Raw genomic sequence first — 17,005 nt, 5'->3', positions numbered from 1 at the left:
TGTAAATCTATTAAGTTAACTGCTTACTATTAACTAACCAAGGCTGTTAAAGCCGCGTTTATTATAAAAATTAAAAAGGTTTGTTTATGCATTGGTATTCTATTTTGCCACCACTGATAGCCATTATTATTGTGTTTTGGCGCAAAGAAGTCATTATGGCGCTGCTTGTTGCGGTAATTTCATCGGAATTTTTACTCGCATTACAAGGTGAAGGAAATAGCGTATTTACTACGTTTTTAAATAGCATTGAGCGCATAGTTGCTGTGGCCAGTTCTCCCGGTAATACCCGTATACTCATCTTTAGTATTTTAATAGGCGCCTTACTTGCCTATATTCGCGAATCGGGCGGTGTTGCTGCTACTGTTAATTTACTGATGAACAAAGGCGTTGCTAAAAGTAAGCGCCAAGTGGGCTTTTTAACTATGTTTACCGGCGTTGCGGTATTTATAGAGTCAAACTTAAGTGTGCTTACCTCGGGTATTTTATCTCGCGGCCTGTTCGACAAATTTAAAATGAGCCGCGCGCGTTTAGCTTATATAATCGATAGCACCAGCGCCCCTGTGTGTATTTTAATTTTATTAAATGGCTGGGGTGCATTTGTACTGGGCTTGTTAGGTAATTACGAATTAGGCGAGTCGGCAGTATCGGTATTGTGGGGCAGCGTAGGCTATAACTTTTACGCCATAATTACCTTGGTTATTGTTTTTTATACCATTGCGTTCGATAAAGTACACGGGCCAATGAAAGTAGCCGAGCAAAAGTTAGAGCTACAAAAGACTGAACTAAAAGAAGAAGTAACAGGCTCTAAAGCACGCTTTATGCTAGTACCATTGCTTACGCTGATTGTTAGCATGGTCGGTTTTATGTTTTACACTGGTAACGGCGTACTTGCCGAGGGTAGTGGTTCAAAATCGGTATTGTACGCCACGGTACTGGCTATTGTTGTGGCCTATTGTTTAATGATTGGTTCGCGCCAGTTTACCCACCACCAATTAGTCGATACCGGCTTTAAAGGCATGGGCGAATTACTCCCACTGGTAAGTATTGTATTGCTCTCGCTGACCTTGGGCGCAAGCTTAAAAGAGCTAGGTACAGGCGTGTTTGTCGCATCTTTGGTTGGCGATTACTTACCGATATATTTAATAGTGCCAGTGCTGTTTTTAACCGGTGCGGTTATGTCGTTTACTACAGGTACATCTTGGGGCACATTTGCCATACTTATCCCCATTGGCTTACCGCTTATTCAAGCGCTTGGTTTACCGCCATCGCTGGTGGTAGGCGCTATTTTAGGCGGCGGGATATTTGGCGATCATTGTTCCCCTATATCCGACACCAGCGCAGTATCAGCCATCGCCTCGGGTTGTGATTTACTCACCCACGTTAAAACCCAATTACCTTATGCGTTAGTGGGCGGCGGCCTAACGTTTATGGCGTACTTAGTAACGAGCTTAATTGTTTTGTAGGTTGGGTTGAGCGTAGCGAAACCCAACAAAGTGAGTTAATCAAAAGCCTGCTTAGTACAGGCTTTTTTTATAGGCTTAATCTTGAATTTTGAGTTGCTTATTTCCTACAACATACAAGGTATCTCCATCCCAGCCTTGGTAAGTTTTAGGGTTCATATAATCTATAATGGCATTATTTTTTGGAAATATACTCATTTTTCCTTTGTACGCTATATCTCCGGATACATAATATATTTCACCTAGATATTCATTTGCTTCTAAATTTTTATTCTTTTCTATTAAAACAAATACACCGCCGTCTAAACCACCGACCCAAAATGCTTTATCTGGTACTTCACTAGGCTTATTCGGTATCTCAGGCTCGCTTTGTTGCACATCGCAAGCAGATACAAATATCAAGGTTAATAATAGGAATAGTATTTTTTTCATTTAAATTCTCCCAAGCCTTCAATCTTCAATGTTTTACTTTTTGGAGCGTAATTTAAATCAATATAAGCCTCTCTAAACTCACCTATATATGAATTTGGCCTAGGGTCAAACATCCACGGTGTTTCTAAACCAGCTTTTTCAACAACCTGTTTGACAAAATGAATACAACTATTTGTAGTTAAGTTATAAGGCTTACGTTTTGGGTTTGTATTTTGTGATTTTCTCAAAAGAGCGTAATCAAGCATCGTCTGATATTTATTTTCAACTTCGATCAAAACTCCATGCACGCGACCCGATTGACCAGATACTCTTGAAATAAAATCTAGGGGTTTTATCAACGAATTAATATCAACTTTTCCGTTGGTTATTTTTGCATCAGGAAGATTAGATGCTTTGACTACAAGCCCAAGATTATGCGGTGGATCATATCTACCATATTCAAAGTACTTAGTTGTTCCAGTTCTACCATTAATAAACAACACCCCAGCATGACCAAGATTTGATATCTTTTCCTTGTATTTTGGGATGGAAAAATTATCCCAATCTACCCAGGGCAATACATCTACATTTCTTTTCTGAACTTCAACTGTAATTTTATAATCAGGGAAAACTATAGGTATGACTATATCTTTGTCCATGCTTTATATCCTTTTTGAGCTGTGACACTTTTATGTTTGACACGCAATCAACACTGCGCATTTGCTTGATGAGTTGAAACTAACTTTTATACATTTTATGAAGACTATTTCAGCGGCTCCATCCAGCGAACTGATATTTTACACATTTAACATTAAATATGTACCCATTATCTCTAATTTATGACGAAAAGCTCACAAGATTTAAATCCATAGAACTAGCTCTTGAATTTATCCTCTATTTAAGAGGTTGATTTATTCCAAGATTGCTTTAAGTATGGTTGAGAGTGTTTTTCAACCTATTAATTTTTGCCGAGATAAACTAGTAGTTTAATTAAAACCTTATTCAAAGTTTTGTCGCGCTGGCGACCACAGCAAAAGAAGGGCTGCCGCTTACCCCTCCCTGGACTCTCCCTGCGCCACCCGAGCATCACGCTCAATCCCTCAAAGCATAATTGATGTGAACGTAAACGGCGAAGATATGCCAACTTACACATCCTGTACGCTCCCCAGTTCGGCCATCCATGGCCTCTCGTTCAAAGCTACGCTTTTCACCCATGGCCTAGTTTCGCCTTATCGCGCATTGCCTAAATGGACGTAGGTACTTAGGATTTGTCGGGAACAAAATCCTGCCATGCGCGATATTACTCATCAATTACTTATTTTCAGGGCGTGATGACGGGGAAAGGGTGTTAAATGTGAGATTGGCTTTTGGTCTTGGCGATATACAAAGCCGACTTTAGAAACCTAACATAAGTATATTTCTGATTAAGAGCATTTTATTTATGTATGGTTTTAGATAAACTGTCACGTAAATCTCAATCACAAATATGGAATTAGAGTGTATTCAGGAAAACAAGTTATTAAAGCTGGAGAAACACTTTTATTATCCAACCTAAGTGATACAGACCCTCATTTATTTTCTCGTAGTATGGATGTCTTGTCTTTTTGGCGCTTTTCATTTGAAGATGCATTAGACACAGCCTTTTCAATATTAGTAAGGGAAACCTTACCACATGATAGTGACGCAATTTTTGCCAAGAGATTAAAACGCCACCCTTCTATAGTTTCAAAACTAAAACGTTTTGATACGATGAAGCTAAAAAATATGCAAGATATCGGTGGCTGTAGAGTAATCTTAAAAGATGAAAAAAAATTACGAAAAGTAGTTCGAAGTTTAAAATTACTTCCTGAGTTTCAAAATAAAAATGGCAAATATAAATATAAGGATTATATCAAAACACCTAAAAAGGATGGTTATCGAGGGTATCATCTAATAGGCCGCTTCATTGATAGTCAAGGGAAAGAGAAGAGTATTGAAATTCAGTTGCGAACAAATATTCAGCACTCTTGGGCGACAGCTCTGGAAATTGTCGACTTATTTACTGGGCAAGCTTTGAAATCGAGTATTGGTGAAGAAAAATGGAAAGATTTTTTTAGTGCTACTAGTGAACAATTTGAAGTTATTGAAAGAATACCTTTATATTCTGGGTTATCGCCCCAAGAGTTTGTTTCAAGATTTGCGAAAAAGTTAAGTTCGAGCAATGATATACAACTTATATATAGTCATAAGTTATGTTTGTATTATTTAAAGGATTTAGGCGTTATAGAGCGTTTGGGTGCATTTGCAGGTTCTTTAAAAGTAATTGATAACCAGCTTTTAGAAATAGATAGTAAGCCAGGTTACATACTTTTGGTAATTGACTTTGATGAAAATAACTTAACCTCTACTTTGTTTTCGGATGATCTAGATGGTAAAAGAGATGCCGAAAAAAGTTATATTGAAGCGGAAAAATATGCCGCTGCAGAAGATGGGATTGTCGTTGCACTCGTTTCATCGTCAAATGTAGGCGGAATAAGGGATGCTTATCCAAACTATTTCGCTGATTCTACAAACTTTTTAAAGTATTTAGAATTGTTAACTAAAATTGACAATCCTATTAAGTTAAATATGAAACGTAGAATGAAATTTGCTGGCGAAAGATAGTATTTAGAAAAGCTTTTGAGTTTTACTTTTTTGGGTTTTCTTTAATAATTACAATGCCATTTTGGAACTAAAGGCACTAGGATTCACAAATATTTACCCTAACCCCCGCATGTTTGAGCCCTACAATCTGCCCTTTGCCGTTATGTGCCATAGCGAGCATATCACCCGTACTTATACTACTCTCAACAGCATGCTTTCCTTTTAAATCACTGAGCAGTGACTGCTTAATTTGTACGAGTACCTCGTCATTGCAGCTGGCTATGTACCAGTCGTTATCGACCTTTACGAGCGTGCCGTATTCTATGTGGCGTTGTTGATGGCGGCGTAAGTCGTTTGCTAGTTGGGTGTCGAGCGCGCGTTTTTGTTGCGTTATGGTACTTGCGTAGTTACCTGTTTGATCTATTTCATGCGTTGTTATAAACGAGTAGTCGTGTATGTCTATGGTGTTTAATACGGTTTTAGGGGCAGTATTTATCACGTTTTTACTGTCGAGCACTATAAAAGCCAGTAAGCCTAATGCGCAGGTAAGGCTTGTGAGTTGCAGGGCAAAGCCTAACTTTTTAGGTTTTTTTTGAGCTACGCTGTGTTTTAACGCCTGTTGTTGAGCATGCGAAAGAGTGGTACATGCTTTTCGCTCGTTATAATGTTGTGTGAGCTTTTCATTAAACTGCTCATCAGGCTTATTCATTACGTTCTCCTAATAATTGTTTTAGGTTTTGTTTGGCATAGCGTAGCCTTGTTTTTATGGTTTGGGCGTTGCTTTGCGTTATAAGCTCTATGTCGGCAAGGCTAAAGCCTTCTTGTTGTAAGGTGATGGCTTCGCGCTGCACAAAACTAAGTTGCTTGAGCGCAGCATTAAACGCTTCATAACTTATGTATGTGTCGCCTATGTGTGAGTCACTACTTGTTAATTCACTTTGATTGTGATTTTGCGCAGGTAGTTGGCTGTTTTCGTCAAGCTCGACAAAGTGTTGCTGTTTGCGGTATTCGTCTATTAGGGTGTTGCGTGCGAGTTTAAATAACCAGGCTTTGGGCGTGGTTTGTGCTTGGTAAAGGTGGCGCTTTTCAATAACCTTTAGCCATGTTTGTTGGCTTACGTCGTATGCTAAATGTGTATTAGACTGGGTAACTAGGTAGTGATATAAATCGTTACTGTATAAGGCAATAAGCTGCTCTAAGTGGCGGTTGTCGCCACTTTTTGCATACCGCGCCATACAGTCTTTGCTTGGCGCTTCAAATAACCATGACTTAATACTCAATAGCATAGGCGCTTATTCCTTTACTGCGAACTGTCTAATTTAAAATCAAGCTGTACGGTTTGACCTGTTTGCAATTGTGCCACACCTTCAATTACTTTTGGACGATATTTCCAGCGTTTAATGGCGCGAAGTGCTTCGCGATCAAATATGCGTTTTGGTTCAGCATTTACTACCGTGGCATCAATCACTTCACCAGTGGGTGAAATATTAAAGCTAAGTTGCACCCAGCCTTCTATACCATCACGAGCTGCGCTAGTTGGGTACTTTGGATTTATGCGCACAATGGGTGAAGCATCTCCCGTAGGGCGGGTCAGTGTTTGCTTCATATCGTTACCAAATCCGTCAATTATTATGGGTGGTGCTGTGCTTATTGCTGTTATTGGCTCATTACTAGGTGTTACACGTGGTGGTGCTTTAGGCGGCACTTTAGGTGTGGGTGGTGGCGGTATTCTTTTAATATGCGTGGTTTGTTTATCTTCTGGTGCTTGAAAAATCTCAACAGTAATATCATCACCCAATTTTATAGGTGCTCTTTGTTCGCCACTAATTAAGTATTGCATAAAGGCAAATGCAATAAAGGTCATCACAGCACCGCCAATAACAGCTGTTGATGTTTTGAACATGGGATTTTTAGGAAATTCAAGTGTGTGCATAAGCCGCTCCAAATTAACTTATTATGTTGTTTCAGAGCTATAACGGCTGAAAAATAGAAAAGGGGTTAAATAGTTTTAAAATTTAATTAAAAATACAGGGGTAGTATTTAACTTATATAAAAGGTCTCTTGATTTTTTTATTTTGGGTTGGCTAAAAAGAATGTAGTTAATTTAAGGTTTGTCTGTTATTTTCTATTTTATTTACTCTAGGTAGATGAAATTTAGAGCTTTAAGTTGCTTCCCTGCTGTTGTTAGATTTTGCTTCTCAGTAGTGGCGGTGGCAACATTCAGGTATGCTCATTAAAAAGGATTTTATAAATGAAAAAAGCAATATTCGTTTTTTTATTATTTGTTAGTGCGTGTTCATATTTCGAAAGTGAAACAGAGCAAGCTAATCGTTTATCCAAAACACACCAAGTAGACATTCAAGCTGGTGAACCCCGTTTATTTTTCCCTGAACAATTTGCAGTTAGTGATGGAGAGCCTCCAATTCTTGAAATGGAAATGACTACGCTTGCAGATGCTTCTGAGTCACTCGATGGTATTGAGGCCGCATTAACGACCTATCCTCCAGGGTTTGTTGCTGAAGCAATTGACGCTATTTACCTTTCTGGACCTATGCTTATAGAGGGGGCCGCTGCTGGAGGAACCTATTCAAGTAATTCCATAATTCTAGTTAATCTCTCAGGATGGAATGGCACGAATTTTAATTTCGAAAATTCGTTGAAAGGGGTTCATCATGAATTAAGCTCGTTAGTTTATATACGTTCACCTTTCGTTATATTTGCATGGCAAGCTTTGCTGCCAAAAGACTGGAAACCCGCAGCATCTAATTTTGACGCGCTTACAAAGTATAAATCTGCACCCGATTATAACGCAGGCTTTTTGTCTGATTATGGTAAAACCTCTGTCGGAAACGACTTTAATATTTATGCTGAATTTGCCTTTGCTGAACCTGAAAAACTGCGGGAACTTGCCGCTACCTACCCAATAATAGCTAAAAAGCTAAGTTTGTTTATTACCGCGTATACGCAGTTTTCGGCTAAATATCAGCAAGACTTTGAAGATTATTTTGCGAGAACCGGTTTGAGTGATGTTGCTGTACAGCCTGATAATTTTGAAATGACTATCCATTTAGATTTAAGCGATATAAAGCCACAGATAAGCCAGTAATGTATTAAGTAGTAAAAATAACAAAAAAGAGGGGAGGCTCCCCTTTTTTGTTATGCATTATTAATGCTTTGAATGGAAACTTAATTTTTCACGTCATCTTCGTGAAGATCTTTAAACAGCTCCCCTTGGGGATGCTCAAAAAACTCATCATCATCTTCATCTACTACCAACATTTGATCTTGCGCGGTAGTTTCTTCAATGCGCGGATCCATCGTAGCTGCAAGTGGCGAGTTGGTAACATCGGATGTACCGACCACATAATCACTGGGCTCTGGCTGTTCAACTTTTTGTTTAGAGTTAATAAAGGTTAGTAGTAAGTACATAGCCACGGTTAATAGCGAAATTGACGCATACAATGCTTGGTGACCAAAGTAGGTCATCAGCTGTGCGTTAACTGTTGAGCCTATTGCTGCACCGGCGCCAAAAGCGACTAATAATGCAGATGATACGCCTACGCGCTCTTCGTCCTCAACCCGCGAATTAGCTAGCGCCGAACAAAGCGGATATAAAGTAAACGCAAATAAACCAAAGATAAAAGTGAGTATGTAAGCTGTTAGTTGTGAAGTAGGCAATAAAAACAATGCCAAACTTACAACACCGATAGCTGCTGCATTAGTTCGAATTAACACACTACGGCGAACGCGATCAGAGAGCATCCCCATTGGCCACTGGGCTAGCAAACCAGCAAAAATAGTCACCGACATAAAAATAGCAATTTCTGCGGCGCCAAAGCCAGATAACTTAGCAAATATAGGCGCTAGGCCATAAAAACTACCATTGATAATGCCTGCAAAGTGCACCGCAGTAAGCGACTGTGGCACTTTTTTAGCGTAATCAAACAGGCTCATTTTTATCGGCTTTAACGGTTTTGGGTGAATTCTACGAGTGATAGAAATTGGAATAATACCGATAGCCAACGCCATGCAGACTAAAAATAGCGGTGCATACCCTAGCTCAGGAAATTGTGCGAGCGCTAGTTGGCCTAAAATCATCCCTAAGTAAGAGGTGATCATATAAAAAGAGAAGACTCGCCCGCGAGACTCAGGCGCTGATTGTTCGTTTAGCCAGCTTTCTAGCACCATGTAATTACACATCATCCCTAAGCCAACAAAAAGCCTAAGGCCTAACCAAATATATAGATTGTCGCTTACTCCGTGTGCGGCCACACAGGCTGTCACTGCAGCGGTACTAGCGGCAAATGTTCTGATGTGACCCACCGATTTAATTAAATGGTAACCAAGCTTTGAACCCAGTAATAAGCCAAGGTAATAACACGAGGTCATTAGGCCTATCCAAAACGTAGACGTGCCTTGTTTACCTAAATACAGGGCTAAATAGGTTGTAAGTAAGCCGGTACCAATAATTAAAAATAAATTGGCAAAATATAGTGATGGAAATGATTTCATTTAAATGCAAATTATTGAGCTAAGACAACTAGATACTAGAGCAAGCATGAAGGTTTTCCAAGCTGTAAAAAATGTGTTCTGTAATAATGATCACGTAACGTAAGAATATAGAGTGTCCGATAAATTATTTATTAATAAAAATAGCTTTGGATAAAATAGCGACCTAAAAATCGGGCGGGTGAGTGCAATGCTAGAATAGCGAGTGTATTGCAGGTATTATGCTTAAAGATAATTTTAAGCATTACTTACTCTTTAGAGAGGAAGTTAGGGTCTGTTGACCTTTTAAGGTTAAATTTGCAGCAGTCTGTTTGGTATTTAGGCAAGGCAGCGCATATGTGGTGTGGTTATTCCCCATAAATAGGCGATAACGCAGCATCAATGCCAAACAGGCGCTGCCCGAAGGGTTCTGCCTAGGGGCGATTTACTCTTTGTTGCCTACATGGATGTAGGTAAGGGGCGTGAGCAGGACGCGGAAGCTTTGCTCGGTTTTTACTTAGCCCACTAGGTTACAAACCTCGCGCCGCGATTAAACAGCCCCTAGTTTGAACAAATTTTAATCCGCAAAGGTCAACAGACCCTAATGGCAGCAGTAATATTTTTTTGGAATTAAAAATGACCAGTGATAATCAAGCTATAAATAAGCGTAAAAAGAATAATCCGCTTATCGAAATCGTATTTAATATCATCATACCTTCAGTCATTTTAATGAAATTTTCAGGGCCTGAATATTTAGGCAGCGTGATTGGCTTAATTGTGGCGCTTATATTCCCTATTAGTTACGGTATTTATGATTTTATAAAAGCGGGCTCATTAAATTTTATTTCACTTTTGGGCTTTTTAAGTACTTTGCTTACCGGTGGTATTGCGCTGTTTGAGCTTAATGTTGAGTGGTTAGCAATTAAAGAAGCGGCTATACCAGCAATCATTGGTTTTACCGTGCTGATGTCGGGCTTTTTTGGTAAACCCTTGCTAGCCAAACTTTTATTAAACTCACTTTTATTTAAGTTAGACACTATTTACGATGCCCTTGATGAGCGCGGCAATACGCAAAACTTTAAACAAAAGATTACTAATGCTAATTACTTATTAGCACTCACCTTTGTGTTTTCATCAACGATGAATTACCTCTTAGCTAAATGGATTGTTACTAGCCCAGCAGGTAGCGTGGAATTTAACGAGCAGCTTGGCGAAATGACTTTGTTAAGCTACCCCGTTATTGCCATTCCTTCTATGTTGATGCTCATTGGTATTTTTATATATGTGATTAAAGTGCTGACCAAGCTGACCGGTATGAAATTTGAAGACATGGTAAATGCCGAATAATATTTAAAATTTATAACTGTTTTATATTTTAATAACTATTGAAAGGATGCAGATGAATAAAAAGTTGGTTTTTAAAAATGGTGAAATTAGTGATAACTACGCTAGTATTTTAGTTGGTCACTCAAGCTATGAGCAAGTAACAGTATTATTTAAACATAAGGGCTATGAACTTGTTGTTGAGTCGTGTGTTGATATTTTATTGCCAAATGAGACTATATTGACTGGCTCTGAAGCGCTTCAGTTAGTTGAAAGTGAAAGTCTTACACTCACAGAGTTAGTTGCATTTCTTCGTGGCGATGGGTCTGACAAAACCGATGACGCTTACGAGTTTGAATCTTGTGCATGGTTTTCATGGCGAAGTGAATCTGGTGATTGGTCAAGTGAGCCATTTGATACTTTATTTGAATCATTAGATGAAAATATTAACAAGCTAACTGAAATCCTCAATAATGAAGGCGTGGAATGTCCTTTCAATTGAGGGCTGAAAAAGTAACGCTTTAGCAGTAGTTTAAAATAAAGTAATCATTAGGCCGGTTGACCTTTTAAGAGTAACAGGCCTAATGATTTAACTACAGTTTGTTATATTGAGCTTAAATTTGTTGGTTTATACACTCTCTAATTTCATTTAAGCTGGTTTCTTTTATTAATTTACCGTCTTCAAAAACAACCTCTAGTAACCCTTGTGTTTCTTCTTGCTCGGTTACGTCATCAAACAAGGTGAGCTCACCATTGACTCGCTCTATTTTTAAGAGTCCTTTCGCTGATTTTTTCTTTGAATCAGTTTTGGGATCTTTAAAAATAGCTAAGCGTTCACCTGCTTTTACTACGCTTGTTGCTTTTACTGCGGAGCCATGTGTATCGCGAGTTACGTATTGATAGCTGTAAGAGCCAATGCCTAGTACGACTTTTGATGCAAAGCCTTTATCCATCAACCTTTGTAAAATTTGGCGTTGACGGGTTAGAGTTATAGCATCACCATAAATAGCGCCAATGTGTTCATCAAGTAGCTTGTAGCCTTTTGGTGTTGTTGTGCCACCAAATATACCCCATAAACATTCAATAAGCCCTTTTACTTCACATTCCATCAATTCAATGGTGTTGTTACCTTCAAAGCCAAAATATTGGCCATTAAAACGATATGCCTCAAAACCTTTTTGTAAGACTTCTTTTTCAGCTTCATCTTGAGTGGCGAATAATTCACGGTAATCAGATACCGGTGAAATAGTGTAGCCTGTGAGTACTTTTACTGGATCACCGGAGTCTGGACGTATAACTAAGGTACCGTCGCGGGTCATAATTTCGTTTTTTAATTGCGGTAGGTAATCAGTTACTAATGTCCAAAAGTCCCACGTGTCGGAAACAACGCTTAAAATTCCTTTTGGCGATTGCTCTTGCATCAAGTATTTGAAGAACTCAATTTCACCTTCCATGATCCACGAACAGGTAACCGAGTGTTCTGTTGCATCAACAGAGCAGCCAACAAGCTCATTATCAACATTAGCGCCGTAATATTTCTCAGCAAACAAAACGGCTGGGATGGTATCGGTGCCTACAAGTCCTGACGCTAGATGGCCAAAGCCACTCATAGCAGCTGCGTGTTTGCCAAACATCCCTCTAAAGCTAAAGTCATGCCCTTGAAAAGGTACAAATTCCATCGGCATACCTGTTTTTTGTGCAAACTCTTTAAATACTTTGAGGTAGGCAACAGAGGTTGTGGTACTTGTTTGTATTGGCCAATTTTCACAGCTAAGTACAGTTTCAATCATATTTGTTAGCCATTGAAAACCAGTTTTAGTATTGACGATTGTCATAGGTGGAACTAAATAAGGAACTAGGGTTCCTTCTGGTAATGCTTTTATTTTTAATGGTAAATAGCCTAAGTCATGTAAGTCTTCTAAATATTTTACGTCAACGGTATAGCCAAGCATTGCGCTCATAATACGTTGGTGATTAGCGACTGCTGTAGCCTTATCTGCTTTGAAAAACTCATTCCATTCCTCTAAAAGGTAGCTTTTAATAAAGTACTGTAAGCCAACAAACGCTACTTTATCGTTGTTTTCTATGTTACTTAGTTTCCCGCTTCGTGATGTGAAATTTGCATATACTTCACTTACGTCAGGGTGATAAGCGCGGCTATGGAATTCTTTATAAACATCTTTTTGCATACTTGCAGCTGTAATAGTCATGGTGTTTTCCTTACATCTCAATAATTTCTAAATTAATATTGTTACTGTGTTTAAATTCATTAGCAGGTTTAAATGAGTCAGTGGTGTAAATTTTATCTATTAGCCCTTCAAAAACATCCAGTCCTTTTGAGAAAATACCATGGGTAATAAAAAGAGATACTTCAACTGCACCATGACTTTTTAGCACTTTGGCAAGCTCGATAAATGTTCTGCCGCCATCACAAATATCATCAGCAATTAATACACTTTTACCTTTTACATCGCCAATAATTTCGGTTTTAATTATTTCGCCTGTTCTTAAGTTTCTGACTTTTTGCGCTTGAATGACTTCAGGTACTCCATTGAATTTTTCTGAAATCTTAATGGTTTTTTTGCTCGCCCCTGCATCTGGAGAAATAAGAGTCAGTTCGCCTCGCGATAAACGTTGGCTTAGTACTTCGCATCGAGTGAGCAGCGAAATTTGTTCAATATTAGTTACTTTATTTATTAAAGCGGGAGATACGTCGCTATGAGCATCCCAAATAGTGACTTTAGAAAAGTTTAAGCTGTTAATAAAATTAGCCATAACAGCAGCACCTAATGCTTCACCTTCAACGCATACTCTGTCTTGACGTGCATAAGGAAAGTAGGGGATCACAAGTTCAATACGTGTTTCTTCATTTGTTAATCTTTTTAATGCATCGACAGCAACCATTAATCTAACGACTTTAGAGGAATCGGTTAGTCGTTCAAAAATCTCTATTTTTTTAGAGTCTGAAAAATCAATAGTATTAAATCTGATATGTTCTTCACCACCTGAAAAAGTAAAATGATCATAATCGATTACCGATTTACTACCTGTTGAGTCATAGCTAAATACTTTCATTTTATGTCCTTTAAATGTTTGTGTCCTAGCGACACAAATAAGTTAGCAAATGTACTCTTTATGTTCAAGTTATTTCTTTAACTAAATTAATGAATTTATAGTAGGTATATAATTGTCGTAGGTTGAAATTAATAAATGTATAATTTATTGTGTCATTAAGACATTAACTTGAAGTGGAACTGCTTTGGCTAATAATTACGATATTACGGAATATAAAAACCCATTATTTACTGTTGATAGTGTTTTATTCACTGTTAAAGACGGGGCTTTGAAAGTGCTAATGGTTAAGCGTGCTAATGAACCTTTTATTGGCAGGTGGGGGCTACCTGGTGGATTTGTTGATGTTGATACTGACGATAGCGTGAGTATGACTGCGCTGCGAAAGCTAAAGGAGAAAACTAGTGTAGCTCCTCAGTATTTAGAGCAGCTACATACCTATTCGGGTATTAATCGAGATCCTAGAGGTTTTAGCATTACCTTGGTTTATTTTGCATTAATTGCAGAAGCGCAAGTGTCAACTCACATTGAGACGGTTGATGATGCAAAGTGGATTGATGTAGGCTTAGTTAACGATCTCCCCGTGGCTTTTGATCATAAGCATATTATTGAGCAAGCTAAAGAGCGTTTAAAGCATAAGGCATTGTATTCAATGGTGCCTGTTTACTGCTTGCCCGAGTACTTCACCGTGGCACAGTTTAAGTCTGTAATTGAAACCATCATAGGTAAAACAGTTCAACGTAAAAGTATTATTAGACGTATTGAAGCTGCTGGTATGTTTGAAACGTTGGATGAAAAAGTTAAATCGGGTGGGCGATTAGCGCAACTATATAAAGTAAAAGCGGGTGTTGATATTGTAAACTTTGAGCGCAACTTAAGTGTTTAACTATTCGTAACTCTAACTTTTGGTTGTTTAATTTTAAATGGAATTAAATTTTGAGTAATAAAAATGTACTTTCGTATTACCGCGATTGCTATAAAGAAGATAGCGCAGATTTAAATTTATGGAATTTAAACAAATTAAAAAAAGAAGATCGCTTTGTTCTTGAAGGGCGCGATGATTTAGGCTCAGGATTTTTACCTCGCGCTCCACTGCCTAGTGACTTTGCAGAGCCAATGATGAAGCGAGTTGAAATGTATCAGCGAGAGCGGATATTGTTGTATGCTCGGTTTTTATTCGTGGGTAATATTGAAGTAAGAGGTGAACAAAAACAGGTTGTCTCACCCATTTTATTTAATGAAGCGATTATTGAAAAAGATAAGAATGATTACTATTTTTTTCTTAATGATATTCAGCCTGATATAAATGAATCATTAACTCAACTTTTAATTCCGGAGGTTGATGGCCAGACAAGTATTGATAAAAATGCAGATATTCAGTCAGCTTATTTTTGGACGTCATTACTCAAAGACAGCTCGCTTGAATTAGACGTATTTGAGCTTTTAAATTACCCATCACTTGCTGATTTTAGCCAAATAAAAAAAGCGTTAAAAAGTAAAATACCTTCTTTATTACCTGTTTCTATGCTGGTTTTTGTTGAGCGCTCCCGTAGTAGTCGAGGTGTGCTTCATGAGTTAGAAGAGATCATAGAGTCAAAAATAGCGTCTCCACCCATGCATAATTTATTTTCTAATGTAGAGCATGCTCCCGCTACTCGGGAGCTGAAGTATGATTATTTACCTGGGTTGCTATCAGCCCCGCAAAAAAAAGTCCTTTCTATTGCCGCAAATATTAATCTTGGATGTGTTTCTGGACCACCTGGTACAGGGAAAAGTTATACAATTGCAGCTATTGCAGCCGAGCATATGGCTAGAGGCGAGTCGGTATTAATTGTAGCCAACAACAACCCAGCCCTAGATGTGATAGCTGATAAGTTAGATGAAAATTTTGGTCTAAGTGATATATCTATAAGAGCTGGACAAAAAGAGTTCTTAAAAAAATTAAAAGATTACATTGCTGATTTATTAGCTGGATATTTAGCAGATGAACAAGCGAGTCCTGAGTTTATAGAGTTTGAACTCAATAAACTAAATAGCTCACTAAATGAGTTAGAGCTCCGTTTTAGTCAATTTTGTCAACGAGCTATTATTAGAGGAAATCGGCTTCATAAGCTTGAACAAAAAAATATAGAGTGGCTTAAAAATTTATATATTCGTGTGGCACGAAAAGGTATAAAAAAATTATCAAAGCAATGGCATTCGTTAGAACAAATTAATCAACAGCAAATTAAAAGAGAAAGACTTGCTGCTAATTACCTGAGTGCTTTAAAAAATAAAAACTTGAAATCACTCGTTAACACTCAGCGTAAATCATTAAGTGCATTTAACCAAGCAATTAGAAGTCGCTCATCGAAAAGACAATTTGAGCTTTTTGATAATATAGAATATGAAGCTTTGCTATCGGCTTTTCCTGTTTGGTTGGTTAGTTTGAATAGCGTGTATCGGGTATTGCCGCTAAAGGCGGAAATGTTTGATTTAGTTATTATTGATGAAGCAACACAATGCAATATAAGTAGTTGTTTGCCTGCACTTTATCGCGCAAAAAGGGCTATGATTGTCGGTGATACTAAACAGTTAAGGCATTATTCCTTTTTAGCAAAAAGTAAAGAAGGTGAGCTTATGTCTAAAAATGATGTCACTTTTAAAGATGAAGGCATTATGAGTTATCGCGATAATTCTATTTTAGATTTAACTCTAAATGCGTTGAATGATAATAAACAATTGGCATTTTTAGATGAGCATTTTAGAAGTAAGCTTGAACTAATCGATTTTAGTAATCAGCACTTTTATCAATCTAAGCTCAAGGTAATGCAGCATAAACCCTGCACCAATTCGGGAAATTTGCTTGTAGAGCGGGTAAATGGAGTTCGCGATAGTTTGGGTATTAATCATCTAGAGGCGAGTCGTATTGTAAGTATGATTAAACTACAGCTTATAGATGACATAAGTACTGGAATTAATCACAGTATTGGGATTGTTTCACCCTTTCGAAGCCAAGCCGAGTACATTGCGCAAGAAATAGAGGCTCAATTTAGCGAAACTGAAATAATAAAACATAAAATTAGAGCTGCAACTCCGTTTGGTTTTCAAGGTGAGGAGCGTGACATTATGTTTATTTCCTTTGCTGTTGATAATAAAGCAAAAAGAGCTGCAGCTTATATTAATAAGGCCGATGTGTTTAATGTGTGTATTACACGCTCACGGCAAAAACAATACGTATTTTTATCAATAGATGAAACACAGTTACCAGAACATTATTTATTAAGGCGCTATTTAAATTCAGTCTCTGAATTCAAGGCTACTCACTCAATAACCACAGAGATTGATGCGTTTCAGCAAAGCGTTATTAGAGAATTAACAAATTTAAGTATAGAGGCGTGGGCTGGTTATACTATTGCTGGGACTGAAGTCGATATACTTTGTCGTTATCAAGGCACTTACCTTGCAATTGACTTAATAGGTTTTCCGGGGCCATGGGGTGACTTTTTTGAACTCGATACTTATAAATTGTTTAGTCGAGCCAATATAGAGATGTTTCCAATTAGTTATGGATTATGGGTGGTTGATAAAAATATATGTATACAGAAAATCATTAACAAACTTAAGTATAAAAAAACCGTTGCTTAACA

Annotated in this window: 15 protein-coding genes; 7 read left to right on the top strand and 8 right to left on the bottom strand. The window is 37.9% G+C overall.

Going from position 1 to position 17,005, the window contains the following annotated elements:
- Nucleotides 1-86: 86 nt before the first annotated feature.
- Nucleotides 87-1,463, top strand: a complete 1,377-nt coding sequence (locus tag AC0VZ5_RS12940; protein WP_475473147.1) for a Na+/H+ antiporter NhaC family protein — start codon at nt 87-89, stop codon at nt 1,461-1,463.
- A 75-nt stretch (nt 1,464-1,538) separates the two neighbouring features.
- Here AC0VZ5_RS12940 and AC0VZ5_RS12935 read toward each other — a convergent pair whose 3' ends face one another.
- Together AC0VZ5_RS12935 and AC0VZ5_RS12930 are read right to left on the bottom strand one after the other, a co-directional pair.
- Nucleotides 1,539-1,892, bottom strand: coding sequence for a hypothetical protein (locus tag AC0VZ5_RS12935; RefSeq protein ID WP_475473145.1), 354 nt, complete (start codon nt 1,890-1,892; stop codon nt 1,539-1,541).
- Nucleotides 1,889-2,530, bottom strand: a complete 642-nt coding sequence (locus AC0VZ5_RS12930; RefSeq protein ID WP_475473144.1) for a hypothetical protein — start codon at nt 2,528-2,530, stop codon at nt 1,889-1,891. Before AC0VZ5_RS12930 ends, AC0VZ5_RS12935 begins: the two co-directional genes overlap by 4 nt.
- Before the next feature lie 838 nt (nt 2,531-3,368).
- On the opposite strand from AC0VZ5_RS12930, the gene AC0VZ5_RS12925 reads away from it, so the two are divergent.
- Nucleotides 3,369-4,514, top strand: a complete 1,146-nt coding sequence (locus AC0VZ5_RS12925) for a RelA/SpoT domain-containing protein (protein WP_250653224.1) — start codon at nt 3,369-3,371, stop codon at nt 4,512-4,514.
- A gap of 76 nt (nt 4,515-4,590) precedes the next feature.
- On the opposite strand, the gene AC0VZ5_RS12920 is transcribed toward AC0VZ5_RS12925, so the two are convergent.
- Genes AC0VZ5_RS12920 through AC0VZ5_RS12910 form a run of 3 tightly spaced genes read right to left on the bottom strand, consistent with a single transcriptional unit; the run spans nt 4,591 to nt 6,426 of the window.
- On the bottom strand, nt 4,591-5,202 hold the full coding sequence (locus tag AC0VZ5_RS12920) for a hypothetical protein (RefSeq protein ID WP_475473142.1): 612 nt from the start codon (nt 5,200-5,202) through the stop codon (nt 4,591-4,593).
- Nucleotides 5,195-5,779, bottom strand: coding sequence for a sigma-70 family RNA polymerase sigma factor (locus tag AC0VZ5_RS12915; protein ID WP_475473140.1), 585 nt, complete (start codon nt 5,777-5,779; stop codon nt 5,195-5,197). The genes AC0VZ5_RS12920 and AC0VZ5_RS12915 overlap by 8 nt, the downstream gene beginning before the upstream one ends.
- A 14-nt stretch (nt 5,780-5,793) precedes the next feature.
- A complete protein-coding gene (locus AC0VZ5_RS12910; protein ID WP_475473138.1) occupies nt 5,794-6,426 on the bottom strand; it encodes an energy transducer TonB in 633 nt (210 codons plus the stop codon).
- 318 nt (nt 6,427-6,744) lie between these two features.
- On the opposite strand from AC0VZ5_RS12910, the gene AC0VZ5_RS12905 reads away from it, so the two are divergent.
- On the top strand, nt 6,745-7,599 hold the full coding sequence (locus tag AC0VZ5_RS12905) for a hypothetical protein (RefSeq protein ID WP_138609225.1): 855 nt from the start codon (nt 6,745-6,747) through the stop codon (nt 7,597-7,599).
- Between the two features lie 80 nt (nt 7,600-7,679).
- Here AC0VZ5_RS12905 and AC0VZ5_RS12900 read toward each other — a convergent pair whose 3' ends face one another.
- A complete protein-coding gene (locus AC0VZ5_RS12900) occupies nt 7,680-9,005 on the bottom strand; it encodes an MFS transporter (protein ID WP_075169800.1) in 1,326 nt (441 codons plus the stop codon).
- Between the two features lie 612 nt (nt 9,006-9,617).
- Here AC0VZ5_RS12900 and AC0VZ5_RS12895 point away from each other — a divergent pair.
- Both AC0VZ5_RS12895 and AC0VZ5_RS12890 read left to right on the top strand, forming a co-directional pair.
- Nucleotides 9,618-10,328, top strand: coding sequence for a VC0807 family protein (locus AC0VZ5_RS12895; RefSeq protein ID WP_475473136.1), 711 nt, complete (start codon nt 9,618-9,620; stop codon nt 10,326-10,328).
- A gap of 52 nt (nt 10,329-10,380) precedes the next feature.
- A complete protein-coding gene (locus AC0VZ5_RS12890; RefSeq protein ID WP_475473134.1) occupies nt 10,381-10,806 on the top strand; it encodes a hypothetical protein in 426 nt (141 codons plus the stop codon).
- Nucleotides 10,807-10,918: 112 nt separating this feature from the next.
- Here the strand turns inward: AC0VZ5_RS12890 and AC0VZ5_RS12885 are convergent, their stop codons facing one another.
- Together AC0VZ5_RS12885 and prs are read right to left on the bottom strand one after the other, a co-directional pair.
- Nucleotides 10,919-12,514, bottom strand: coding sequence for a nicotinate phosphoribosyltransferase (locus tag AC0VZ5_RS12885; protein ID WP_475473132.1), 1,596 nt, complete (start codon nt 12,512-12,514; stop codon nt 10,919-10,921).
- Nucleotides 12,515-12,524: 10 nt separating this feature from the next.
- Complete coding sequence (gene prs / locus AC0VZ5_RS12880; protein WP_138570372.1) at nt 12,525-13,379, bottom strand: ribose-phosphate diphosphokinase; 855 nt, start codon at nt 13,377-13,379, stop codon at nt 12,525-12,527.
- Between the two features lie 184 nt (nt 13,380-13,563).
- On the opposite strand from prs, the gene AC0VZ5_RS12875 reads away from it, so the two are divergent.
- Together AC0VZ5_RS12875 and AC0VZ5_RS12870 are read left to right on the top strand one after the other, a co-directional pair.
- The gene (locus AC0VZ5_RS12875) at nt 13,564-14,262 is read left to right on the top strand and encodes an NUDIX hydrolase (RefSeq protein WP_475473130.1); all 699 of its coding nucleotides are present in this window, start codon (nt 13,564-13,566) and stop codon (nt 14,260-14,262) included.
- Between the two features lie 293 nt (nt 14,263-14,555).
- Nucleotides 14,556-17,003 (top strand): DEAD/DEAH box helicase, encoded by a 2,448-nt coding sequence (locus AC0VZ5_RS12870; protein WP_475473128.1) that lies wholly within the window; start codon nt 14,556-14,558, stop codon nt 17,001-17,003.
- Nucleotides 17,004-17,005 lie beyond the last annotated feature (2 nt).

The sequence above is a fragment of the Pseudoalteromonas sp. QJM3NY_12 genome, from assembly GCF_056173165.1.
This window is presented reverse-complemented; position numbering and strand designations above follow the sequence as displayed.